The organism is Qipengyuania flavescens (assembly GCF_029688735.1).
GTDB lineage: Bacteria > Pseudomonadota > Alphaproteobacteria > Sphingomonadales > Sphingomonadaceae > Qipengyuania.
Genome location: NZ_JARULD010000003.1, coordinates 261,025 through 283,908, shown reverse-complemented (window position 1 = coordinate 283,908; position 22,884 = coordinate 261,025). Strand labels below are relative to the sequence as shown.

General features: G+C 64.0%; 21 protein-coding genes. 14 read left to right on the top strand and 7 right to left on the bottom strand.

What is annotated here, in order from left to right:
- Window positions 1-22: 22 nt before the first annotated feature.
- The 7 genes from P8R33_RS11260 to P8R33_RS11230 all read left to right on the top strand — a co-directional run bounded on the left by P8R33_RS11260 (window position 23) and on the right by P8R33_RS11230 (window position 7,943).
- On the top strand, window positions 23-1,255 hold the full coding sequence (locus P8R33_RS11260; protein WP_278329049.1) for an NAD(P)/FAD-dependent oxidoreductase: 1,233 nt from the start codon (window positions 23-25) through the stop codon (window positions 1,253-1,255).
- Window positions 1,256-1,257: 2 nt separating this feature from the next.
- Window positions 1,258-3,078: a SulP family inorganic anion transporter gene (locus P8R33_RS11255; RefSeq protein WP_278329048.1), complete on the top strand. Its 1,821-nt coding sequence runs from the start codon at window positions 1,258-1,260 to the stop codon at window positions 3,076-3,078.
- Between the two features lie 70 nt (window positions 3,079-3,148).
- A complete protein-coding gene (locus tag P8R33_RS11250) occupies window positions 3,149-4,606 on the top strand; it encodes a cytochrome ubiquinol oxidase subunit I (protein WP_278329047.1) in 1,458 nt (485 codons plus the stop codon).
- The gene (gene cydB / locus P8R33_RS11245; protein ID WP_278329046.1) at window positions 4,596-5,603 is read left to right on the top strand and encodes a cytochrome d ubiquinol oxidase subunit II; all 1,008 of its coding nucleotides are present in this window, start codon (window positions 4,596-4,598) and stop codon (window positions 5,601-5,603) included. The genes P8R33_RS11250 and cydB overlap by 11 nt, the downstream gene beginning before the upstream one ends.
- Window positions 5,603-5,740, top strand: a complete 138-nt coding sequence (locus tag P8R33_RS11240; protein ID WP_278329045.1) for a DUF2474 domain-containing protein — start codon at window positions 5,603-5,605, stop codon at window positions 5,738-5,740. The genes cydB and P8R33_RS11240 overlap by 1 nt, the downstream gene beginning before the upstream one ends.
- A gap of 116 nt (window positions 5,741-5,856) precedes the next feature.
- Window positions 5,857-6,162 carry a DUF4212 domain-containing protein gene (locus P8R33_RS11235; RefSeq protein WP_278329044.1) on the top strand — a complete coding sequence of 102 codons (306 nt, stop codon included), beginning with the start codon at window positions 5,857-5,859 and terminating at the stop codon, window positions 6,160-6,162.
- A gap of 5 nt (window positions 6,163-6,167) precedes the next feature.
- A complete protein-coding gene (locus tag P8R33_RS11230; RefSeq protein WP_278329043.1) occupies window positions 6,168-7,943 on the top strand; it encodes a sodium:solute symporter family protein in 1,776 nt (591 codons plus the stop codon).
- A gap of 12 nt (window positions 7,944-7,955) precedes the next feature.
- Here the strand turns inward: P8R33_RS11230 and acs are convergent, their stop codons facing one another.
- Both acs and P8R33_RS11220 read right to left on the bottom strand, forming a co-directional pair.
- Entirely contained in the window at window positions 7,956-9,893 is a 1,938-nt protein-coding gene (acs, locus tag P8R33_RS11225; protein WP_278329042.1) for an acetate--CoA ligase, read from the bottom strand.
- Window positions 9,894-9,926: 33 nt separating this feature from the next.
- Window positions 9,927-11,828 carry a M1 family metallopeptidase gene (locus P8R33_RS11220; RefSeq protein WP_278329041.1) on the bottom strand — a complete coding sequence of 634 codons (1,902 nt, stop codon included), beginning with the start codon at window positions 11,826-11,828 and terminating at the stop codon, window positions 9,927-9,929.
- Window positions 11,829-12,027: 199 nt separating this feature from the next.
- On the opposite strand from P8R33_RS11220, the gene P8R33_RS11215 reads away from it, so the two are divergent.
- Window positions 12,028-12,903 carry a glycoside hydrolase family 16 protein gene (locus tag P8R33_RS11215; RefSeq protein WP_278329040.1) on the top strand — a complete coding sequence of 292 codons (876 nt, stop codon included), beginning with the start codon at window positions 12,028-12,030 and terminating at the stop codon, window positions 12,901-12,903.
- Here the strand turns inward: P8R33_RS11215 and hemF are convergent, their stop codons facing one another.
- Window positions 12,904-13,761 carry an oxygen-dependent coproporphyrinogen oxidase gene (hemF, locus tag P8R33_RS11210; RefSeq protein ID WP_278329039.1) on the bottom strand — a complete coding sequence of 286 codons (858 nt, stop codon included), beginning with the start codon at window positions 13,759-13,761 and terminating at the stop codon, window positions 12,904-12,906.
- A gap of 45 nt (window positions 13,762-13,806) precedes the next feature.
- On the opposite strand from hemF, the gene pdeM reads away from it, so the two are divergent.
- From pdeM to P8R33_RS11185, 5 genes are all read left to right on the top strand, one after another.
- Complete coding sequence (gene pdeM / locus P8R33_RS11205) at window positions 13,807-14,508, top strand: ligase-associated DNA damage response endonuclease PdeM (RefSeq protein ID WP_278329038.1); 702 nt, start codon at window positions 13,807-13,809, stop codon at window positions 14,506-14,508.
- Window positions 14,509-14,619: 111 nt separating this feature from the next.
- The gene (infC, locus tag P8R33_RS11200; RefSeq protein WP_278329037.1) at window positions 14,620-15,138 is read left to right on the top strand and encodes a translation initiation factor IF-3; all 519 of its coding nucleotides are present in this window, start codon (window positions 14,620-14,622) and stop codon (window positions 15,136-15,138) included.
- A 123-nt stretch (window positions 15,139-15,261) separates the two neighbouring features.
- Window positions 15,262-16,677, top strand: a complete 1,416-nt coding sequence (locus tag P8R33_RS11195; protein ID WP_278329036.1) for an SLC13 family permease — start codon at window positions 15,262-15,264, stop codon at window positions 16,675-16,677.
- Window positions 16,678-16,978: 301 nt separating this feature from the next.
- Entirely contained in the window at window positions 16,979-18,292 is a 1,314-nt protein-coding gene (locus tag P8R33_RS11190; RefSeq protein ID WP_278329035.1) for a cystathionine gamma-synthase family protein, read from the top strand.
- Window positions 18,289-19,176: an ATP-grasp domain-containing protein gene (locus P8R33_RS11185; RefSeq protein ID WP_512700360.1), complete on the top strand. Its 888-nt coding sequence runs from the start codon at window positions 18,289-18,291 to the stop codon at window positions 19,174-19,176. Before P8R33_RS11190 ends, P8R33_RS11185 begins: the two co-directional genes overlap by 4 nt.
- On the opposite strand, the gene P8R33_RS11180 is transcribed toward P8R33_RS11185, so the two are convergent.
- A complete protein-coding gene (locus tag P8R33_RS11180) occupies window positions 19,173-19,706 on the bottom strand; it encodes a J domain-containing protein (RefSeq protein WP_278329033.1) in 534 nt (177 codons plus the stop codon). The two genes, P8R33_RS11185 and P8R33_RS11180, sit on opposite strands and share 4 nt — an antisense overlap.
- A 157-nt stretch (window positions 19,707-19,863) precedes the next feature.
- Here P8R33_RS11180 and P8R33_RS11175 point away from each other — a divergent pair, with 157 nt between their 5' ends.
- The gene (locus P8R33_RS11175) at window positions 19,864-20,016 is read left to right on the top strand and encodes a hypothetical protein (RefSeq protein ID WP_278329032.1); all 153 of its coding nucleotides are present in this window, start codon (window positions 19,864-19,866) and stop codon (window positions 20,014-20,016) included.
- A gap of 72 nt (window positions 20,017-20,088) precedes the next feature.
- Here P8R33_RS11175 and pal read toward each other — a convergent pair whose 3' ends face one another.
- The 3 genes from pal to tolA all read right to left on the bottom strand — a co-directional run bounded on the left by pal (window position 20,089) and on the right by tolA (window position 22,878).
- Window positions 20,089-20,598 (bottom strand): peptidoglycan-associated lipoprotein Pal, encoded by a 510-nt coding sequence (gene pal, locus P8R33_RS11170; RefSeq protein WP_278329031.1) that lies wholly within the window; start codon window positions 20,596-20,598, stop codon window positions 20,089-20,091.
- 79 nt (window positions 20,599-20,677) lie between these two features.
- Window positions 20,678-22,069, bottom strand: a complete 1,392-nt coding sequence (tolB, locus tag P8R33_RS11165) for a Tol-Pal system beta propeller repeat protein TolB (protein WP_278329030.1) — start codon at window positions 22,067-22,069, stop codon at window positions 20,678-20,680.
- A complete protein-coding gene (gene tolA, locus P8R33_RS11160; RefSeq protein WP_278329066.1) occupies window positions 22,066-22,878 on the bottom strand; it encodes a cell envelope integrity protein TolA in 813 nt (270 codons plus the stop codon). The genes tolB and tolA overlap by 4 nt, the downstream gene beginning before the upstream one ends.
- Window positions 22,879-22,884 lie beyond the last annotated feature (6 nt).

Below are 22,884 nucleotides of genomic sequence, written 5' to 3'. Positions count from 1 at the left end.
GAAAGACACTGGAGAGTTTGTAATGGCCCGATGCCTCGATCATGATGTCGTCGTAATTGGCGGAGGTTCGGCAGGAATTGCAGCCGCAGCCTCGATGCTGAAGCGGCGCCCTTCGCTCGATATCGCGATCGTCGAGCCGAGCGAGGATCATTATTATCAGCCCGGCTGGACGATGGTCGGCGGTGGGGTCTTCGAAGCACCAGCGACCAGGCGCACGACGGCGAGCGTGATGCCGAAACAGGCGACCTGGCTGAAACAGGCTGCCGCGTCTTTCCAACCCGAAAACAATCAGGTCACGCTCGGCGACGGCACGACGATCACCTACCGCGTTCTGATCGTCGCTCCGGGCATTCGGCTTGCCTGGGAAAAGATCCATGGCCTGGAGGAAACACTCGGCAAGAACGGCGTCACCTCCAACTATCGCTACGATCTGGCACCCTACACGTGGGCGCTCGTGCGCAATCTGAAATCGGGCCGCGCGATCTTCAGCCAGCCGCCGATGCCCATCAAGTGCGCGGGGGCGCCGCAAAAGGCCATGTATCTGTCATGCGATGCCTGGATGGAACGCGGCGTTCTCGGCAACATCGATGTCGAATTCCGCAATGCCGGGGGCGTCCTGTTCGGGGTGAAGGAATACGTCCCGGCGCTGATGGAATATGTCGAAAAATACGCGATCGATTTGCAGCTCAACCAGACGCTCGTTGCCGTGGATGGTGCGACCCGGAAAGCCGTATTCAGGACCGAAGCTGGCGAGGAAACGGTCGAGTTCGACATGCTTCATGCGGTCCCGCCGCAGGTGGCACCGCAGTTCGTCGCCGACAGTCTTCTCGCGAATGCCGAGAGCGGCTTTGTCGATATCGACAAGTTCACGCTCCAGCACGTTCGCTATCCCAACGTCTTCGGTCTCGGCGATGCTGGATCGACTCCCAATGCGAAGACGATGGCGGCTGCCCGCAAACAGGCGCCGATCGTCGCGGTCAATGCGCTCGCGCAGCTCGATGCAAAGCAGCCCGTGGCCGATTACGACGGCTACGGTTCCTGCCCGCTGACCGTGGAGCGCGGGAAGATCGTGCTCGCCGAATTCGGATATGACGGAAAGCTTCTGCCGAGCTTCCCGAAGTGGGTGATCGAAGGCACGAAGCCGCGCAAGCTGAGCTGGCTGCTCAAGTCGGAGGCGCTGCCATGGATTTACTGGAACGGCATGCTGAAGGGCCATGAGTGGCTGGCCAAGCCGCATATTAAACAGGCTGCCTGATCGTGAGCGACAGCAATCCAGGGTCGGCTGGTGAGCCGACCGGCTTGCCGCGGAGGCACAAGCCCGGGCTGCTGGCGCAATATCTCCCGATTCTGGAGTGGGGCAAAACCTACAACGGCTCCGTCCTGACGAACGATCTTGTCGCGGCGATCATCGTCACGATCATGCTGATTCCGCAGAGCCTCGCCTATGCGCTGCTTGCAGGACTACCGCCTGTCGTGGGTCTTTACGCATCGATCCTGCCGCTGGTCGCCTACGCGATTTTCGGCACCAGCCGCACGCTCGCCGTAGGGCCGGTAGCGGTGGTGTCGCTGATGACGGCAAGCGCTGCCGGCGCCGTCGCTGAGCAGGGCACCGAGCTTTATCTCGAGGCGGCAATCACCCTCGCTGCCTTGTCCGGGGTGATGCTGGCCGTGCTCGGTTTCCTGCGAATGGGATTCCTCGCCAATCTTCTTTCGCACCCCGTCATCAGCGGCTTCATCACCGCCAGCGGCATCCTGATCGCGACGAGCCAGCTGAAGCATATCCTTGGCGTATCGGCAGGTGGCGACAACTGGCCCGAAATGCTGGGCGGCCTCGCCGCCGCGATAGACGCGATCAACCCGTGGACTCTCGCAATCGGCATCCCGGCGACGCTGTTCCTCTTCTGGGTGCGCAAGGGCCTGAAACCGTCCCTGGTGAGGCTGGGCCTTACTCCCCGCGCCGCCGACATTGCGGCCAAGGCAGGTCCGGTCATAGCAGTGGTCGCGACGACCCTTGCCGCTATCGGCCTCGATCTCGAGGATCGCGGCGTGAACCTCGTCGGTGCAATCCCGCAGGGCCTTCCGCCGTTCGCCCTGCCGTCGACCGATCTCGGCCTGATCGGCCAATTGTGGGTGCCTGCGCTGCTCATCTCGATCATCGGCTTCGTCGAAAGCGTGTCGGTCGCGCAGACGCTTGCGGCGAAGCGCCGGCAGCGTATCGCGCCCAACCAGGAGCTTATCGGTCTCGGCGCTTCGAACATCGCTAGCGCATTCTCTGGCGGCTATCCCGTCACGGGTGGATTTGCGCGTTCTGTCGTAAATTTCGATGCCGGGGCCGAGACGCCTGCGGCCGGGGCCTATACCGCAGTAGGCATCGCGTTAGCCGGACTATTCCTGACTCCACTGCTTTACAGCCTGCCAATTGCAACCTTGGCTGCCACAATCATCGTGGCGGTCCTCAGCCTCGTGGATCTGAAAACTCTGGGCCAGCTTTGGAATTACTCCAAGGCGGACTTTGCGGCCCATTTAGCAACGATCGCCATCACGCTGCTTGCTGGGGTCGAACTGGGTGTGATCGCGGGCGTCGGCGTCGGCCTGCTGCTGTACCTATGGCGCGCCAGCCGCCCGCATGCCGCCATCGTCGGCCGCGTCCCCGAGACCGAGCATTTTCGCAATGTGGATCGACACAAGGTCTTCACCGTGCCGCACGTGCTGTCGATCCGGATCGACGAGAGCCTGACATATCTCAATGCGCGCTGGCTGGAGGAATACGTGCTGGAAGAGATCGCCGACCGTCCCGACGTGCGGCACCTGATCCTGATGTGCAGTGCGGTCAACGAGATCGACGCGTCCGGGCTCGAAAGCCTCGAAGCGATCAATCACCGCGTGATCGACGCAGGCATCGGCCTTCACCTTTCCGAAGTGAAAGGCCCTGTAATGGACCGGCTCAAGCGGACCCGTTTTGTGGACGAACTCAACGGGCAGGTCTTCCTGTCGCAAAACCGCGCCTTCCGGGAGCTGTCGGCGAATGGCGGACCACCTGCAGAACCCATTCCCGATGCTGCGAGGGGCATGATCTGATGCACGATATGCACGCCTTCGAGCGAAATTTGAAATCGCTGCCCAATCCCGAAAGGTCTATCCGGCAACCATGTTTGAACAGCTAGACGCCCTCCTGCTGGCCCGCATCCAGTTCGCCTTCACGGTGAGCTTCCACTTCATCTTCCCGGCCTTTTCCATCGGCCTCGCAAGTTACCTCGCCGTGCTCGAAGGGCTGTGGTTGAAGACGGGCAAGCAGCTGTATCTGGACCTCTTCAAATACTGGCTGAAGATCTTTGCCATCGCCTTCGCCATGGGCGTCGTTTCGGGCATCGTGATGTCCTATCAGTTCGGCACGAACTGGTCGGTGTTCTCCGATATTGCGGGGCCCGTGATCGGCCCGTTGATGGCCTACGAGGTGCTGACGGCCTTCTTCCTCGAGGCGGGCTTCCTGGGCGTCATGCTTTTCGGAATGAACAAGGTTGGCAAGAAATTGCATTTCGCAGCCACGCTGATGGTCGCGATCGGTACCTTCATCAGCGCCTTCTGGATCCTCTCGGTCAACAGCTGGATGCAGACACCCGTGGGATATGAAATCGGGGCGAACGGGCAATACCTGCCGGGTGAGAGCTGGTGGGATATCGTCTTCAACCCGAGCTTCCCCTATCGCCTCGTACATACGGTCATCGCCGCCTACCTAACGACGGCCTTCGTGGTCGGCGGGGTCGGGGCGTGGCATCTGCTCAAGGACCGGACCAACCTCCACGCGCGCAAGATGTTCTCGATGGCGATGTGGATGGCGGCCATCGTCGCGCCGATCCAGATATTTGCGGGCGACATGCACGGGCTGAACACGCTCGAGCATCAGCCCCAGAAGGTCATGGCCATGGAGGGGCACTTCCAGAGTCATCCCAATGGCGCGCCGCTGATCCTGTTCGGCATCCCGAACAGCGAGGAAAAGCGTGTCGATTACGCAATCGAGATACCGAAAGCGTCCTCACTCATTCTCAAGCACGATCCGAACGCACCGCTCGCCGGACTGGATACCATTCCGGACGACGAGGAACCGCCCGTCGGCATCGTTTTCTGGTCGTTCCGCATCATGGTGGGCATCGGCTTTGCCATGCTTGGCATCGGCGCATGGAGCCTGCTCGCTCGCTTCCGCAAGAAGCTGTACGACTGGCCCATGCTCCATCGCGCCGCCCTGGTCATGGCACCCAGCGGTTTCGTCGCCGTGATTGCCGGCTGGATCACGACGGAGGTCGGCCGGCAACCCTATGTGATCTACAATCTCCTGCGCACCGCAGACGCTGCGAGCCCGCTGGATGCTCCCGCAGTCGCCGCCTCGCTCCTCGCATTCGTGGTGGTCTACTTCGCGGTCTTCGGTGCGGGCGTCTGGTATATCCTGCATCTGATGCACAAGCCTCCGCATGCTGGCGAATATGGCGTCAAGCGCGGGGACACCGGGCCGATCCGGACCGCCGGCATCACGCCGGGGCCGACGCAGAACCCCGGAAGCGATCCAGACACGCTGCCCGCCGGGCGAGAGGAGGCGACTGATGGCCGTTAACGTGGACCTGACGACGATCTGGGCGTTCATCATCGCCTTCGCCGTTTTCGCCTATGTGGTGATGGACGGGTTCGACCTCGGTATCGGTATCCTCTTCCCGACGTTCAATGTCGGTCCGGAGCGCGATCGGGCCATGAACTCCATTGCACCCGTCTGGGATGGTAACGAGACGTGGCTGGTGCTTGGCGGCGGCGGCCTGTTCGCAGCCTTCCCGCTGGCCTATGCGGTCATCCTGCCTGCCACCTACCCGCTCATCATCGCCATGCTGCTGGGCCTCGTCTTCCGCGGCGTTGCGTTCGAGTATCGCTGGCGCGATCCCGGCCACCGCCGCTACTGGGACGCGGCCTTTACCGGTGGCTCGCTGGTCGCGGCGATGGCGCAGGGCATGACGCTGGGTGCACTTCTTCAAGGCATCGAAGTCGTGGACCGATCCTACGCGGGCAGCTGGTTCGACTGGCTCACGCCCTATACCCTCCTCACCGGCCTCGGCACAGTCGCCGGTTACGCTCTGCTTGGCGCCACCTGGCTGGTGTGGAAGCTGGATGGGGAAAGCCAGCATCATGCCCGAAAGCTGGGCAAGCGGGCGGCATGGGCAACGCTGGTGCTGATGGGCGGTGTCAGCCTCTACAACGTGTTCCTGAACGCCGAATATGCCGAACGTTGGCTGACTGCGCCGGAGATCTACTTCGCCGCGCCGGTTCCGATCCTCACCGCGATCGTCGCCGTCATGCTGCTGAGAGCCCTTTCGGTGGACCGGCACAGCAAGCCGTTCTGGCTCAGCCTCGCGTTGTTCTTCTTCGGCATGGCGGGTCTGGGCGTCACCATGTGGCCCTATGTCGTGCCGCCGGGCCTCACGATCTGGGACGCCGCCGCGCCCGAACGCAGCCAGATCTTCATGCTGGTCGGCGTCGCAATCACCATGCCGCTCATTATCGGCTACACCGCCTGGGCCTATTGGGTCTTTCGCGGCAAGGTGGCGGACGAAGGCTATCATTGATGGAACAAGAGCATCGCGACGCGGAAAGTCAGCGACCGCTCTGGAAGCGACTGGCATGGATGGCCGGGATCTGGTTGGCGAGCGTGACCGTGCTGGGTACAGTGGCCTGGGTTATCCGCTTGTGGATTGCGCCGTGATATCGTGAAACGTGCAATGTCGAGGGCAATGACAATCCGCTGCCGAACATAGCTTGCGCACCGGCGCTTCTTCCGCTTCACATGGGCTGACTGCATCGGGAGGGGAGCAGACTGTGGTGGAAGACGAGAGCGCGAATAGCGCGTCAGAAACTCGCCGCGCATATTGGCGGGCGAACCTGCGGCTGCTCGGCACGCTGATGGCGATCTGGTTCGCGGTCAGCTTCGGGGCCGGGATCCTGTTCCGGCCTTTCCTAGACCAGTTCATGCTCGGCGGATTTCCGCTCGGTTTCTGGTTCGCGCAGCAGGGCTCGATCTACGTCTTCATCGTGCTCATTGCGATCTATGCCCGGCGGATGCACCGGATCGAACGGGAGTTCGCTCTTGATGACGACGATGCCGATACTCCGATAGAAGGCGGGTAGGCGGCATGGCAACGCAGACGCTGATCTATCTCTTCGTCGGGCTGAGCTTCGCGCTCTACATCGGTATCGCGATCTGGAGCCGCGCCGCCTCGACGTCCGAATTCTATGTCGCGGGCGGCGGGGTCAATCCGGTCGTCAACGGCATGGCGACCGCCGCCGACTGGATGAGCGCGGCAAGCTTTCTATCCATGGCCGGGTTGATCGCCTTCATGGGGTATGACGGGTCGGTCTATCTGATGGGCTGGACGGGCGGATACGTCATGCTGGCACTGTTGCTGGCGCCATACCTGCGCAAGTTCGGCCAGTTCACCGTGCCGGACTTCATCGGGACGCGGTACTATTCCAATGTTGCGCGGACAGTCGCGGTGGTCTGCCTGATCTTCATCAGCTTCACCTATATCGCCGGGCAGATGCGCGGTGTGGGGATCGTGTTCAGCCGTTTCCTCGAAGTCGATGTGACGCTCGGCGTGATCATCGGCATGGGGATCGTGTTTTTCTACGCGGTGCTCGGCGGGATGAAGGGCATCACCTATACGCAGGTGGCACAATATTGTGTGCTGATCTTCGCCTATCTGGTGCCCGCGATCTTCATCTCGCTGCTGGCGACGGGCAATCCAGTGCCGCAATTGGGGCTCGGCTCCGACCTCGCCGATGGGTCGGGGACGAGCGTGCTGCAGAAGCTCGACAGCTCGCTCGTCGAAATGGGCTTTCCCGCCTATACCGACGGCAGCAAGTCGATGGTGGACGTGTCCTGCATCACCGCCGCGCTGATGATCGGGACGGCCGGCCTGCCGCATGTCATCGTGCGCTTCTTCACCGTTCCCAAGGCGTCGGACGCGCGCAAGTCAGCCGGCTGGGCGCTGGTCTTCATTGCCCTGCTCTACACCACCGCGCCTGCCGTCTCCGCCTTCGCGCGCCTCAACTTCAACGAGAGCGTCAGCGACACGCGCTATGCCGAGACACCCGACTGGTTCCGCAACTGGGAGGCCAACGGCCTGATCGCCTGGCGCGACAAGAATGGCGACGGGGTGATGCAATACGAGGCGGGCGATGCCTTCGAGGGTGCACCCGAATATACGCCCGGCGGCATCGGGGTTTCGGGAGAGCGCCTGCTCGACAATGCCGCCACCGACAATGCGAACGAGGTCTATGTCGACCGTGACATCATGGTGCTGGCCAATCCGGAAATCGCCAATCTGCCCGGCTGGGTCATCGCACTGGTCGCGGCGGGCGGACTGGCTGCGGCGCTGAGCACGGCGGCGGGTTTGCTGCTGGTGATCTCCACCGCAGTCAGCCACGATCTCCTCAAATCGACCTTCCGCCCGCAGATCAGCGAGAAGGGCGAGCTGCTCGCGGCACGGGTCGCGGCGACGGCGGCGATCGTGGTCGCGGGCATTCTCGGGATCTATCCGCCGGGTTGGGTCGCGCAGGTCGTGGCCTTCGCCTTCGGCCTGGCCGCGGCGAGCCTGTTTCCCGCGATCTTCATGGGTATCTTTTCCACGCGCATGAATCGGGAGGGCGCGATTGCCGGGATGGTGACGGGACTCGCCTTCACCTTCCTCTACATCGCGTGGTTCAAGCTCTGGGCGCCAGAGCTGAACACAGCGGAGCACTGGCTGTTCGGTATCTCGCCCGAGGGCATCGGGGTTGTCGGCATGCTGCTGAATTTCGCGGTGGCGATCACTGTCGCGCGGCTGACCGCCCCGCCCCCGCCCGAGGTCGACGCGCTGGTCGAAAACATCCGCGTTCCTCGCGGAGCCGGGACCGCCCACGCGCATTGACGCGGGGAAAAGTCAGCGGTTCTGCCGCCCCTCGATCAGGCTGTCGACTACACCCGGGTCGGCCAGCGTCGACGTGTCGCCCAGCGAGCCGAAATCGTCTTCCGCGATCTTGCGCAGGATGCGGCGCATGATCTTGCCGCTGCGCGTCTTGGGTAGCGCGGGCGTGAAATGAAGATGGTCGGGCGTCGCGATCGGCCCGATTTCCTTGCGCACCCACTGGCGCAGTTCCGCTTCCAGCTCGTCGCCGCCGTCATCGCCTTCCATAAGCGTGACGTAGCAATAGATGCCCTGCCCCTTGATGTCGTGCGGATAGCCGACCACGGCGGCCTCCGACACGCGCGGATGCAGCACCAGCGCGCTTTCGACTTCCGCCGTGCCCATGCGGTGGCCCGAGACGTTGATGACATCGTCCACGCGGCCCGTGATGCGGTAATAGCCGCGATCGTCGCGCTTGCAGCCATCGCCGGTGAAGTATTTGCCGGCATAGGTGCTGAAATAGGTCTGCACGAAACGCTCGTGATCGCCATAGACGGTGCGCGCCTGGCCGGGCCAGCTATGCGTGATGCAGAGGTTTCCTTCGGCCTCGCCCTCCAGAACGCCGCCCTCGTTGTCGACTAGTTGCGGCTGCACACCGAAGAAGGGCTTGCCCGCGCTGCCCGGCTTCATGTCGTGCGCGCCGGGGAGCGTGGTCAGCATGATGCCGCCGGTCTCGGTCTGCCACCAGGTGTCGATCACCGGGCAGCGCCCCTCGCCGACGACTTCGTAATACCAACGCCAGGCTTCGGGATTGATCGGCTCTCCCACGCTGCCGAGCAGGCGGATCGAAGACCGGTCGCGGCTCGTGACGTGATGATCCCCCTCGCGCATCAGCGCGCGGATGGCAGTGGGCGCCGTGTAGAAGATGTCGACATTGTGCTTGTCCACCACGTCCCAGAAGCGGCCGTGGTCGGGATAATTCGGCACGCCTTCGAAAATGAGGCTCGTCGCGCCGTTGATGAGCGGGCCGTAGACGATGTAGCTATGGCCGGTGACCCAGCCGATATCGGCGGTGCACCAGTGCACTTCGCCCGGGCGATAGTCGAAGCCATAGTGGAAGGTCGCGGCGGTCCACACGCCATAGCCGCCGGTGGTGTGCAGCACGCCCTTGGGCTTGCCGGTCGATCCACTGGTGTAGAGGATGAACAGCGGATCCTCCGCCTTCATCGGCTCGCAGGGGCAGTCCGCGTCGCTGCGCAGGTCGTGATACCAGTGATCGCGGCCCTCGACGAACTCCACCTCGGCACCGGTGTGCCGTACCACGAGCACGCCCTCCACCTTCACCCCATCAAGCGCAAGCGCAGCATCGACATTGGCTTTCAGCGGAATGGTTTTTCCGCCGCGCAGCCCGCTGTCGGCAGTGATGACGAAGCGGCTGTCGCAATCGGTGATGCGGCCCGCCAGCGCCTCGGGCGAGAAGCCGCCGAACACGACCGAGTGGATGGCCCCGATGCGCGCGCAGGCGAGCATGGCCAGCGTGCCTTCCACCACCATCGGCATGTAGAGCGTGACGCGGTCGCCTTTCTTCACGCCCAGCGCTTTCAGCGCATTGGCCATCTGAACGACCTCGGCGAGCAATTGCGCGAAGGTGAGCGTGCGCGAGGGGCTGTCCGGATCGTCCGGCTCGAAGATCAGCGCGGTGGCATCGCCGCGCTCGGCGAGATGACGGTCGACGGCGTTGTGACACAGGTTGAGGACGCCATCCTCGAACCAGTTGATCTCGACCGGGTCGTAGGACCAGTTGCCGCCCTTCGCAGGCGCGGTTTCCCAGTCGAGCCGCTTTGCCTGCTCCAGCCAGAAGCCGTCGGGATCGTCCACGCTGCGCCGGTAAAGCTCTTCGTACTGCGCCGCCGTGCAATGGGTCGGCCCGTCGTTGGCCGGACGTGCGACATATTCCGTGGCCGTGTCGGTCATCTGTCTCTCCTCGACGATCGTGTTAGCCAAAAATCAGTCCGATGCCAGCACCCGGTCGACCCCGGCCTGCGTCACCGAGTGATAGGACGGGCGCGTATTGGCGTAGATGCGCCGGGCGATCGGACGACCCCACTCGCCCTCTTCCCAGAGCGTGGCGAACAGCGGGCGGACGAACTTCGCGCGGCCGACGCGGGCGAGGAACTCCTCGGCCTGCGGCACGGCGGGCTCGTAGCGGTTGGCGAGCGCCAGCTCGAGCCAGAGGAACAGCTCCTCGTTATTGCCGGTCGACGACAGGCCAAGCGCATCGTTCAGCGCGGCGAGCTGGGCAGCGCTGCGCTCCTTCGGGATGTTGTCGAGGAAGCGCTGGCGTTCGGCGCTGGTCCAGTCGGCATAGCCGGTGGGGATCGCGCCATCAGCAGAGTATGCCGCGACCGCTGCGTCGACCGCGGCGAAAGCAGCCGGGTCGGGTTTGGCGACGTTGGCGGGTAGGCCCGGCTCGAAAATCCATTCGCGCAAAGTCAGCCGCTCCGCTTCCGCTTCGTCGCGGACGAGATTGGCCATCATGTCCTCGTAGAACATCTCGCTGGTCGCGGGCTGGAATGCGTGATTGTCGAACCATTGCCGCAGCCAGGCATCGAAGCGCTCGCGCCCGACGATGCTTTCGACCGTCATCAGGAAAAACGCGCCCTTCTCATAGGCAATCGCGCTGCCGAGCTCGTACTCGCCATCGGTGCTGAGCGCGGTGCCCGGCGCGTCCCTGCCGACCTCGTCCAGCGTTTCGAGGATGTTGGCATACATCAGCGCTGCCTCCTGCTCGGCGCGCTTCTCGCCATAGACCGCCTCCATGATGCGGTTCTCGAAATAGGTGGTGACGCCTTCGTTCAGCCAGCTGTCGCCCCAGACGGCGTTGGTCACGAGGTTGCCCGACCAGCTATGCGCCAGCTCATGCGCGATCAGCCCGTTGTTCGACCGGTCGCCCGCGATGAAGGTCGGGGTGAGGAAGGTCATGACCGGATTTTCCATCCCGCCGTAGGGGAAGGCCGGCGGCAGGACGATCATGTCGTATCGGCCCCAGCGATATTCGCCGTAAAGCGCCTCGGCGGCCTCGACCATCTCCTCCGTATCGCCGACCTCGGCACGGGCGCGCGGCAATGTCGCAGGCTCCGCCCAGACGCCGGTGCGCGGGCCGATCGGGGCGAAGTCTATGTCGCCCGCTGCAATCGCGATCAGGTACGGCGGCACGGGCTTGTCCATGACGAAGCGGAACGCGCGGCGACCGTTGCCGAGATCTTCCGGCTCGCCCTGTCGCACCCCGCTCATCACGACATCGAGCGGCTTTGGCGCGGTGATCCGCGCTTCCCACGTCTGGCGGATGCCGGGGCTGTCCTGCGTCGGGATCCAGGTGCGGTTGAGGATGGCCTGCCCCTGGCTGAACAGGAAGGGATGCACCCCGCCCTCGGTCTGCTCGGGGCTCAGCCATTGCAGCGCACTGGCGTCGGCCGGGGCGCGATAGTCGATGCGGATGGTGCGCGCTTCGCCGAGCGTGATCCGCATCGGTTCGCCCTTGGCGCCCGTTTCTTCCATCGATTCGATAGTCCACGGGAGCTCGCGGCCGTTGCCATCGGTGACGCGCGCGATTTCCAGCCCGTTGGTGTCGAGCACGATCGTGTCGGCACCCGTTTCGGCCAGCACATCGAGCATCGCCGTGCCGCCGACGCGCTTCGCATCGAAATCGAGGTCGAGATCGAGCGCGACATGCGTGACCCGCGCCTGCTCCGGTTCGGCCCAGGTCTGCGTGTCCTCGGCCTCGGGAGACGTAAGGATGGGCGAAACCATTCGCGCAGGGTTGGCAGTGTCGGCGAGGGGCGCCGCCTCCATGGTCGTGCATGCAGTAGCGCTCAGCGCAAGGATGGTGGCAAGGGTGATCGAGCGCATCGAAGTCTCCGAATTGGTGGCGTGGCCGGATCCCGAAGGGAGGATCGGCAACTCTATTGCGGTGGCTATCGCCTATCGGTGGGCGGCAATCCACCCCTAGCGTGAAATCGTATGCCGGGGGCTGGTCAAGATTCACTCAAGCTGTATTGTGAACGTTATCAGATCAAGGAGCCGGACGACCGGCCGAAGGGGAGACCATATGTATCGACCAATCGCGGCTGTCGCCGCTTTCGCAATGCTCAGCGCCTGCGCTCCGATCGAGGACGTGCAGGAGACTGGAGCCGCCGGCACGCGAGCACTGCTGTTCGAAGAAGATTTCGATGCGCCTTCGCTCGATCGGTCGAAATGGAACGTCATCGGCATGGACTTCTGGGTCAACAACGAGCAGCAGGCCTATCTCGACAGCCCGGATACGATCCGGTTCTCCGACGATGTCGAAGGTGCCGATGGCGGCGCGCTGATCCTCAAGCCGGTGTTCCGCCCGAACGTCGATACCAATACCGATCGCAAGGCCGATTTCATCTCAGGCCGGATCAATACGCGCGACAATTTCGACTTTACCTATGGCCGCGCCGAAGCGCGCATTCGCATGCCGCTGAACCGGGGTGCCTGGCCGGCCTTCTGGCTGCTCGGCAACGGTCAGTGGCCCGCCACCGGCGAGATCGACATCATGGAATATGTCGGCGAGCCCGAATGGTCCGCCGTCGCCATTCACGGCCCGGGATATTCGGGCGAGACACCATTCGTCGCGCGGCGCACCTTCCCCGCCGGGCAGGATGCGAGCGATTGGCACGTCTACGGCGTCGAATGGACGAAAGACGCGATCGCCTTCGATGTCGACGGGGACGTCTTCTACACCGTGACCCGCGACGAGATCGAGGAGAAGGGGCGCTGGGCGTTCGACACGCCGAAATTCGTGATCCTCAACTTCGCCATCGGTGGCATCTACCCCTACAAGGTAAACAAGCTGGAAGAGCCCTATTACGGCATCCCGCAGGAAACGGTCGATGCGGTCAAGGCTGGCGAAGTCCAGATGGAGGTCGACTGGGTCCGCGTATGGGGTCCTGAAGGATAATCAGCTCCACACCGCCTCGGGCGGCAGGCTCATCAGGATGGCATCGATATTGCCGCCGGTCTTGAGGCCGAACAGCGTGCCGCGGTCGTAGACGAGGTTGAACTCGGCATAACGGCCGCGCCACTGCAGCTGCTGCAGCTTCTCCTCTTCGGAGAAGTCGCTGTCCATCCGGCGGCGCACCAGCTTCGGGTAAATGTCGAGAAATGCCTCGCCCACGTCTTTCGTGAAGGCGAAGTTGCGATCGAACGCGGCATCATCTTCGCACTCAAGATGATCGTAAAAAATGCCGCCCACGCCGCGATGCACGCCGCGGTGAGGGATGAAGAAATAATCGTCCGCCCACTTCTTGAAGCGGTCGTAATAGGTCGGGTTGTGCCCGGCGCAGGCGGCGCGGAAGCGCGCGTGGAAATCGGCCGTGTCTTCCTCGTAAGGCAGCGGCGGGTTGAGATCGGCCCCGCCCCCGAACCAGGCGGCCTGTGTGGTCAGGAAGCGCGTATTCATGTGGACGGCGGGCACATGCGGGTTGGCCATGTGCGCGACCAGGCTGATGCCGGTGGCGGTGAAACCGGGCTGCTGGGCACTCGCGCCGTTTACCTGGCCGGCGAACTCGGGCGAGAAACTGCCGCGCACGGTGGAGACGTTAACGCCGACCTTCTCGAACACCTTACCTTTCATCAGGCCCTGCACGCCGCCGCCGGGATCGTCGTTCCCCGCTTCCTCGCGGTCCCACGGCGTGTAGGTGAATTCCGCCTCCGACCCGGCGTCGCGCTCGATGGCTTCAAACTCGGCGCAGATACGGTCGCGCAAGTCTTCGAACCAGTTGCGGGCTTGGGCGGTCTGCTCGGTCCAGTCGGTCATGCGAAGGCTCTTGCCATCGCCCACGGCCTCCGGCAATAGCGGCGCATGGTTCCCCTTTCGTTCGCAGGCGAGGAATGGCTCCTGACAGAGGGCCGCGCACTCTACTGGCCGCGTGAAAACGCGCTGCTGGTGGCCGACCTGCACCTCGAGAAGGGCAGTTTCTTCGCGCGGCACGGGCAGATGATCCCGCCCTACGACAGCCGCGAGACGCTGGAGCGGGTCGCGCTGGCCATTCGCGAAACCGGCGCGCGCCGCGTCATCACGCTGGGCGACAATTTCCACGATTCGGACGGCTCCACCCGGCTGGAAGATCACGCCTGCGGCATGCTGGAGGCGCTGACCAAGGCGGTCGACTGGGTCTGGATCACCGGCAATCACGACCCGCATATGGAGGCCCGCTGCGGCGGCACGCTGGTCGAGGAGATCGAACTCGGCGGCGTCATCCTGCGCCACCGCGCAAGACAAGGCGAGACGCGCCCCGAACTGTCCGGCCACTACCATCCGCGCCTGCAGCTCAAGATCCGCCAGCGCATGATCCGCCGCCCCTGCGCGGTGGTCAGCGCGAACGAAGGGGCGAACGGCAAGCCTTCGGGGCGCATGATCCTGCCCGCCTTCGGTGCCTATACCGGCGGCATGAGCGCCGCCGACCCCGCGATCCTCAAGGCGCTGCAACCCGCCGACCGCATCGATGCGGTGGTTCCGGCAAAAGGCAAGCTGGCGCGCTTCCCGCTCTGGCAGGCGGCTTAGTTCCGGCGCCGGGTTTTCGCACTGGCGAAAGCGCGCGTTTCTCACTATATCGCGGCCAGACAAACGGTAGAATCAGGAGAATACCACATAGCACGTCCACCCCGGCGCAGCATGCAAATGCCCGTGAAAAGCGGCCCGCGCTACGATAACATGATCAATGTCCCCAAGGTCCGCGTGATCGATCACGAAGGCGAGAACCTGGGGGTGATGTACACCCGCGAAGCGACGGAGCAGGCTAACGAACTGGGCCTCAACCTCGTCGAAGTGTCCCCCAATGCGGACCCGCCGGTGTGCAAGTTCCTCGATGTCGGCAAATATCGCTACGAGGCGCAGAAGAAGGCGAACCTCGCGCGCAAGACGCAGAAGACCCAGGACATCAAAGAGGTCAAGATGCGCCCGAACATCGACGATCACGATTACGACGTGAAAATGCGCAATGTGAACAAGTTCATCGAGAACGGCGACAAGGTGAAATGCACCCTGCGCTTCCGCGGTCGCGAAATGGCGCACCAGCAGCTCGGTATGGACCTCCTCAACCGCGTGCGCGACGACATGGAAGAACTGGCCAAGGTGGAAAGTTTCCCGCGCCTCGAGGGCCGCCAGATGGTGATGGTGCTCGCGCCGAAATAAGCGCGCCATTCCAAAGCATGAAATTCGAAAAGGGCGGCCTGCGGGTCGCCCTTTCTCGTACCGGCCCTTGCTGGCGATTGAAGCTGCGCCGCGCGGCTGTTAGCACCGCATGCGGGAGGGCTCATGAAAGCCAAGACGATCGGCTTGCTGCTGGGTGCGGCTGCGCTGTTGCTTACCATTGTGCTGCCGTCACCCGCCGGGATGAGCCGCGAGGCGTTCATTGTGGCGGGTCTGGTCGTGCTGATGGCCGCATGGTGGATGACCGAGGCGCTGCCGCTGACCGCTACCGCGCTGATGCCCTTCCTCGTTTTGCCCTTCGCCGGGGTGACGACCGCGCGCGAAACGGCCAGCGCATACTATTCGCCGATCCTGTTCCTGATCCTCGGCGGGGCTTTCATCGCGCTGGCGATCGAGCGGACGGGTCTGCACAAACGGCTCGCGCTGGCGCTGCTCCGCCTCGTCGGCGGGCGCGGCGGACAGACGGGCGTGCTGCTCGCTTTCATGGGCACGGCGGCGATCCTGTCGATGCTGATTTCCAATACGTCGACCGCGCTCATCATGATGCCGATGGCGGTCGCCGTATTGGCTGGTGGCGGACTGGAGGGGCGCGACACCGAAGGTCTTTCGGGCGCGCTCCCCATGGGCATCGCCTTCGCAGCCAGCATCGGCGGCCTCGGCACGCTGGTGGGTTCGCCGACGAATGCCATTGCCGTCGGCCTGCTCGACACGCTGACCGGCACGCGGATCACCTTCGCGCAATGGATGGTCTACGGCCTGCCCGTGGTTATCATCGGCGTGCCGCTGGCGGCCTTCCTCGTCGCCCGCGTGCAGAAGGTGCGCGACCATCCCTTCGATGCCCGCGCGGCCCGCACCGCGATCGACACCCATGCCGCATGGTCGAGCGCGGAGAAGCGCCTCGTTCCGGTGGTCGCGGTCACTTTCCTGCTGTGGTTGGGGCAGATGTGGATCGCGCCTTACCTGCCCGAAGGCTCGCTGACCGACGGGACGATCGCGATCCTGATGGGGCTGACGCTGTTCCTGCTGCCGGACGGTACCGGACGCCCGCTGCTGGTGTGGGAGGAGGCCGACCGCGCGCCGTGGGGCGTCATCATGATGTTCGGTGGCGGCCTCGCGCTCGCGGCGGGAATGAGCGCGAGCGGCCTCGCCGCCTGGCTGGGCGAAGCGCTGTTGCCGCTGGAGGCCTGGCCGCTGGTACTGGTCGCCATTGCCGTGGTCGGCATGGTTGTGCTGATCACGGAATTCGCCAGCAATGTTGCGACCGCATCGGGCATCATCCCCGTCGTCGCGGCACTGGTCGTGGCACTCGGCGTCGATCCGATCCTGCTTGCAATGCCAGCGGCCCTCGCCGCCAGCTGGGGCTTCATGCTTCCGGCAGGGACCGGCCCAAATGCCATCGCCTGGGCGACAGGCCGGATCCGGATCGAGCGGATGGTGAAAGCCGGCATATTGCTCGACCTGTTCGGCATCGTGATGATTGTTGCGGTCGTGTGGGGAATGAACGCGCTGGTGGCTGGCTGATTTTCCTACTCGGAACGCGGGAGCTATGGCGCCGGGATGATGTGCTCCGAAAGCCCAACCCTCCTCACCATCGAGCTCGCTAATGCGAGCCGCGAAGTTTTTCGTCCCTGGACAGTGGTCCATGCGGTCCATGTGACTGGACTCGTCGCAGTTGAAACCAACATCGGTCCAACATAAGGGAGACGGCGCAAGCGGCAGCTGGCGGAGATGCGTTCCTGCGGAGGTTAGGAACGGGCGCCCCGTCTGCCCCAACGGCCCCCGCCTTCCTGGGGGCATGTTTGCAGGAAGGATGCTCCTCCACATGAGCGACAACGACATCGACCCCACGAGCCCGCGCAAGAACCCCAAGGCGGAAGTCACCAAGATCAACGGCCGCGCGCTGAAGCCCAGCACGCTGATGATGGGCCATGGCTACGACCCGACGCTGTCGGAAGGCAGCCTAAAGGCCCCGATCTTCCTCACCAGCACCTTCGCCTTTCCCAGCGCGGCCGACGGCAAGCGCCACTTCGAAGGCATCACCGGCAAGCGCCCGGGCGGCGCGGACGGCCTTGTCTATTCGCGCTTCAACGCGCCGAACCAGGAAATCCTCGAGGATCGCCTCGCGGTGTGGGACGGGGCAGAGGAGGCGCTGTCGTTCTCGAGCGGCATGACCGCCATCGCCGTGCTGCTGCTGGCGGCCTGCAAGGCGGGCGACGTGATTGTGCACTCCGGCCCGCTCTATGCCGCGTCCGAGGGCTTCATCGCCAAGACCATGGCGAAATTCGGCGTCACCTTCATCGACTTCCCCGCCGGCGCCAGCCGCGAACAGCTCGACGAAGTGATGACTAAGGCCAAGGCCAAGGCCGATGAGCAGGGCGGCGAAGTGCCGATGATCTACCTCGAAAGCCCCGGCAACCCGACCAATGCGCTGGTCGATATCGAGGCAGTCAAGGAAGCGCGCGATGCGCATTTCGATCCGGACAAGTGCTCGATCGCGATCGATAACACCTTCCTCGGCCCGCTGTGGCAGCGCCCGCTCGACCATGGCGCGGACCTCGTGGTCTATTCGCTGACCAAGTATGTCGGCGGCCATTCGGACCTCGTCGCAGGCAGTGTCTCGGGCAAGAAGCGCTTCATCGATGCGATCCGCATGCTCCGCAACACGATGGGCGGCATCTGCGATCCGAATACGGCGTGGATGCTGTGCCGCAGCCTCGAAACCGTGGAACTGCGCATGCAGCGCGCGGGCGAGAACGCCGCCAAGGTTTGCGACTTCCTCAGCAAGCACTCGAAGGTCGAAGGCCTGGGCTATCTCGGCATGATCAAGGACGCGCGGCAGCAGGACATCTACGACCGGCACTGCCTCGGTGCAGGCTCGACCTTCTCGCTGCTGCTCAAGGGTGGCGAAGCGGAGTGCTTCCGCTTCCTCGACGCGCTCAAGATCGCCAAGCTGGCGGTCAGCCTCGGCGGCACGGAAACGCTCGCCAGCCACCCGGCCTCGATGACGCACCTGTCGGTCGCCGAAGGCCGCCGCGCGGAGCTCGGCATTTCGGACAATCTCGTGCGCATCAGCATCGGGATCGAAGATGCCGACGATCTGATCGCCGACTTCGAACAGGCGCTGGAGGCGGTCTGAAACGGATCGGCTTTCTAGCCTGTGCAGATACCCTCCCCGGCGATGGTCCTCGCCGAGGAGACGCGTTCGAGCACGATCTTGAGGTTGCCGCCCTGCGTCCGGCGTTCAAGGCGGCGGGGATGGAGCTGGTCGAGATAGACTGGCGCGCCCCGCTCGAGGCGTTCTACGGGGTCGCGCTGGTCCTGCTCGGCACTGCATGGGATTACCAGGACCATCCGGAGCAATTCCTCGCCCGGCTGGAGGCTCTGCAAGCGCGCGGCATTGCCGTCTGCAATCCGCCGGACATCGTGCGGTGGAACGCGGACAAGGGCTATCTGCGCGAATTGGAAGAGGCCGGGGCGACAATCGTACCGACGGCCTATTTCATGGATGCGGATGCAGGCGACGTCGGCGCGGCGATGGATATGTTCGATACGCCGTTGGTCGTCGTCAAGCGCCGCATCGGGGCGGGCGGTCTAGGCCAATACCGCTTCTCGGCCGATGCGATGCCCGATCCCGATTGGCGAATGGGCCATCGGTGCATGATCCAGCCCTTCCTGCCGAGTGTGACCGAAGAGGGAGAATATACCTTCCTCTTCATCGACGGCGCTTTCAGCCACGGCGTGCTCAAGTGCGCGGCAGAAGGAGAGTATCGCATCCAGTCGCTCTATGGCGGATACGAGACCGACTACACGCCCGGCGCGGACGATCTCGCCAGGGCGCAAGCGGTAGTCAACGCACTGCCTTTCGCCGCACCGCTCTACTGCCGGATCGACATGGCCCGCCTGCCGTCAGGCGAACTGGCATTGATGGAAGCGGAAATGATCGAGCCCTATCTCTATCCCGAGCAGGGTCCGGGCGTAGGCAAGCAACTGGCCAGCGCCGTGCGCAAGCGGCTTGGCTAGCCCTTCCATTCGCGGCGTTCTTCCGCGACCTTCAAAACTTCGTACGCCACTTGCAGCTTCTGGAACTCGGCTGCCGCCTCTGCATCGCCTGGCTTCACGTCGGGATGCACGGTCTTGGCCTTTTCGCGCCAGGCCTTCTTGATCGTGGCGAAATCGGCATCGGCTTCGAGTTCGAGTATATCGAGCGCACGCATCTCGTCGGCGCTGCGCGAGCCGTCTCCGCTCCCGCCCCAGCCATAGTGCTGAGCCTCGGCATAGCCGGCATTCTCGCTACGCTCGGCCTTGGCGCGCTGTTCTTTCTCGGCCTTGTCGAGGCCTTCGAAGTAATCCCACTTCTGGTTGTATTCAGCTGCATGACGCTGGCAGAACATCCAGCGTTCCGGACTGTTCGGCGCCTTGGGCGCAGGACAGTCGCCCGGCTCGTCACAGCCATGCCGGTCGCAAATCCGCACATTGGTCGCCTCGCGCGAGGAGCCGTAGCCGCGCCATCTGGGAAACCCCCAGTCGTTGGATCGCCGCGCCTTAGGCATGGAGGCAGAATGTCGTTCGTCGGGAAAGCATGGCAGTCAATCTAGGCGTCGTGGCGGATGAGGCAAGGATGTGGGAACCAGTTTCAATGTGAAATGTTGCGCTGCGGCAGGACTTGTTAACCCGCACCTGCAAAAGACATCCGCGAGAGAAGAGTACGTGAGCAAGCAACTGACCCTGTCGGCCCAGATCAGCACCGCCCTGATGGCGGTGTTCGTGATCGCGCTTGCGACAGGCGGACCGAATGTCGATGCGCCTGCCGAAACTCTTTCCGGCAATGCTCCGCTGATCGGACTTTCGATCGGTCGCTGACCTGTCCCTCCCGTATGTCGCGACCGCGTGAAGGGCTCCCATCCGTGACGGGAGCCCTTCCTATTTCACTGTTCAGTTGATGACGATAGTCGCGGCGCGGCGGTTCTGCGCCCATGCGGATTCGTTCGAACCCAGCGCAACCGGCCGTTCCTTGCCATAGCTTACCGTGCGAATCCGGTTTGCCGGGATGCCAATCGAGACGAGATAGTTCTTCGCCGCATTGGCGCGCCGCTCGCCCAGCGCGAGGTTGTATTCGCGCGTACCGCGTTCGTCGGCATGGCCTTCAACCGTGAAGTTGAGCTGCGGATACTGGCTGAAATACTGGCCCTGCACCTGCAGCTTGGCCGAATCTTCCGCGTCGATATTGTACCGGTCGGTATCGAAATAGACGACCGTATTGGCGACACCCACGGCATCGGTGAAGTGCTGCTGCGAGCCCACGGTCGGGCCAGTCGGCGCGGTCGGAGTCGGCGTCGCAGTCTGCGTTGGCGGCGGCGGCAGTTCTTCGGGTGCCTTCTTCTGGCAGGCAGCCAGCGCGATGGTCGAAGCGAGCATCAATCCTGTTGCAACACGGGTATTCATAGTGCTGTCCCCTTTTCAAACAGCGTGGTGAAGTTTGTCGGGCCCCTTGGGTTCCGTCCCCATGGGACTCTCAATGCTCTTACGGCAGGATCGGTCCCCAGGCCGGGTCCGACCCGTCTACCGGCGTCGGCAAGCGGCGCTCGTTCTCGCCGGTCAAATCGACCTGCCACAGCCCGGCCTTGCCGCTGTTCCGCTCAGTGCGGAAGAACTGGATGATGCGGCCGTTGGGCGCCCAGGTCGGAGCCTCGTCCTGCCAGCCGCGGGTCAGAATGCGCACGCTGCCGCCCGATGGCGTCATGACACCGACATTGAAGCTGCTCGAGTTGGTGAAAGCGATCTGGTCGCCGCGCGGGCTCCACTCGGGTGTCGCACAACGACCGCCGAAGAAGCTGATGCGGCGCGGGTTCGATCCGTCGGAATTCATCACATAGCATTGCTGCCCGCCGGAGCGGTCGCTTTCGAACACGATGCGGCTGCCGTCGGGCGAGTAGGAACCGCCGATGTCGATACCCGGCGCATCGGTAAGCCGCTGCGGCGTGCCCCCAGTGCTCGGCACGCGATAGATGTCCGTGTTGCCGTTTACCGCCATCGAATAGAGGATGTAGCGGCCGTCGGGGCTCCAGCGCGGCGCGAAGGTGGGATTGTCGCTCTGCGTCACCAGCGTCTGGCGGCCGGTGCCGATGTCGTAGACATAAATCCGCGGATTGCCATCTACATAGCTGAGATAGGACAGCTTCTTGTAATCGGGCGAATAGCGCGGCGTCAGCGCGGTCGAGCGGCCGGTGGTAATGAAGCGGTGGTTGGCCCCGTCGCTATCCATGATCGCCAGCCTCTTGGTGCGGTTATCCTTCGGCCCGGTTTCGGCGATATAGGCGATGCGGCTGTCGAAGAACGGGCTTTCGCCGGTCAGGCGCGAATAGACGAGGTCGGCGCATTTGTGCGCCGCGCGCCGCCAGTCGGCCGGCTCGACGATCCAGCCTTCGCGGACCAGCTGCTGCTGCAGCGCCATGTCATAAAGGTAGCAACCGACCGTCAGCCGGTTATCGCTGCGCGCGCGGACATAGCCATGCACCAGCATTTCTGCCCCGCGATTGGACCAGGTCGGCCAGTTGGGCGCATTGATCTCGGGAAAGCTCGGCTGCGGCAGAGCGTCGGGGCCGGTCGGCTTGAACAAGCCGTTGTTGCGCAGGTCGGCGGTGATTACGCGCGCCAGTTCCTTGCCCAGCGCAGCGGTGCCGTTCTGGTTGGCTGGGGTGGCTACATCGGCGTCGGTCGCGAAGCCGGGGATGGCGATACCGAGATCTTCCAGCGCGGTTTCGTCGGTAATGGTGAAGGTCAGCCCCTCGCTATCCTCCGCCTCCATGACGGTTTCGACCTCGCCGCCTTCCTGGATGGGCTGGCCGAGATCCTCGTTCTGCGCGGCGAGCGGAGCGGCGACGAGAGCGGAGGCGAAAATGAAGAGCTTTTTCATCGGGACAAGTTCCTGTCGAAGCGGGCGCCGCGGATGGACTTCCACGCGTTGTAGTATTCGGGCGGGAGATCGAAGGGCGCGGCAAGTTGGACGGCGCGGATGGCGACTTCGGCGTGGCGGCCCTTCTGGGCTTCGTTGGCCGGGGTCACGCCATCCTGTGAGACGACGCGCGGACGACCCGCCAGCGAGCCGTCGGGATTGAGATCGAAGGCGAGGACGGAGACAAGCAGTTCGGCGTCGGCACCGGACGGAGCCTTACCCTGCCAGTGCGGGCGCACCTGCCGGGCGATGGCCTGCACGATCGAAGCCTTGGCGCTGGCCCCGATCTGCGAAGCGGGAACGCGCGTTTCGCTGGTCGTCGTGCTGGCGCCTGCGCCGTCGAGGAAATTGTCGCCGAGCCGCGAGCCGCCGCTGCGTTCGCTGCTGCGCGGCTGCGGCTGCGTGCGCTGCGGCTCCCGGCGCGGAGTCTCGCGCGGTTGGGCGCGCGGCACGGGGACAGGTGATTGCACGCGCGGGACCGGCGGCGTAACCTGACGCGGGACTGGCGGCGCGACCGGCTCGACAACCGGCGGGGCAGGACTGTCCGACAATGTCGGCGCGACTGCGGCGCGGCTTTCCGGGACCGGATCGGGCGCGGTAGCTTCCAGCCCGACATCCTCGGCGAGGCTGACGGTCATGCGCTCGACCGGTTCGAAGGTCGGCGCCGGGAGCAAGCCCTGCACGAACAGGCCAGCAAACAGCGCCAGATGCAGGATGAGCGCGACCAGTAGCCCGGTCTTCTCCTCGCTGCGAAAGGCGGTGTCTCCCATGCTCAC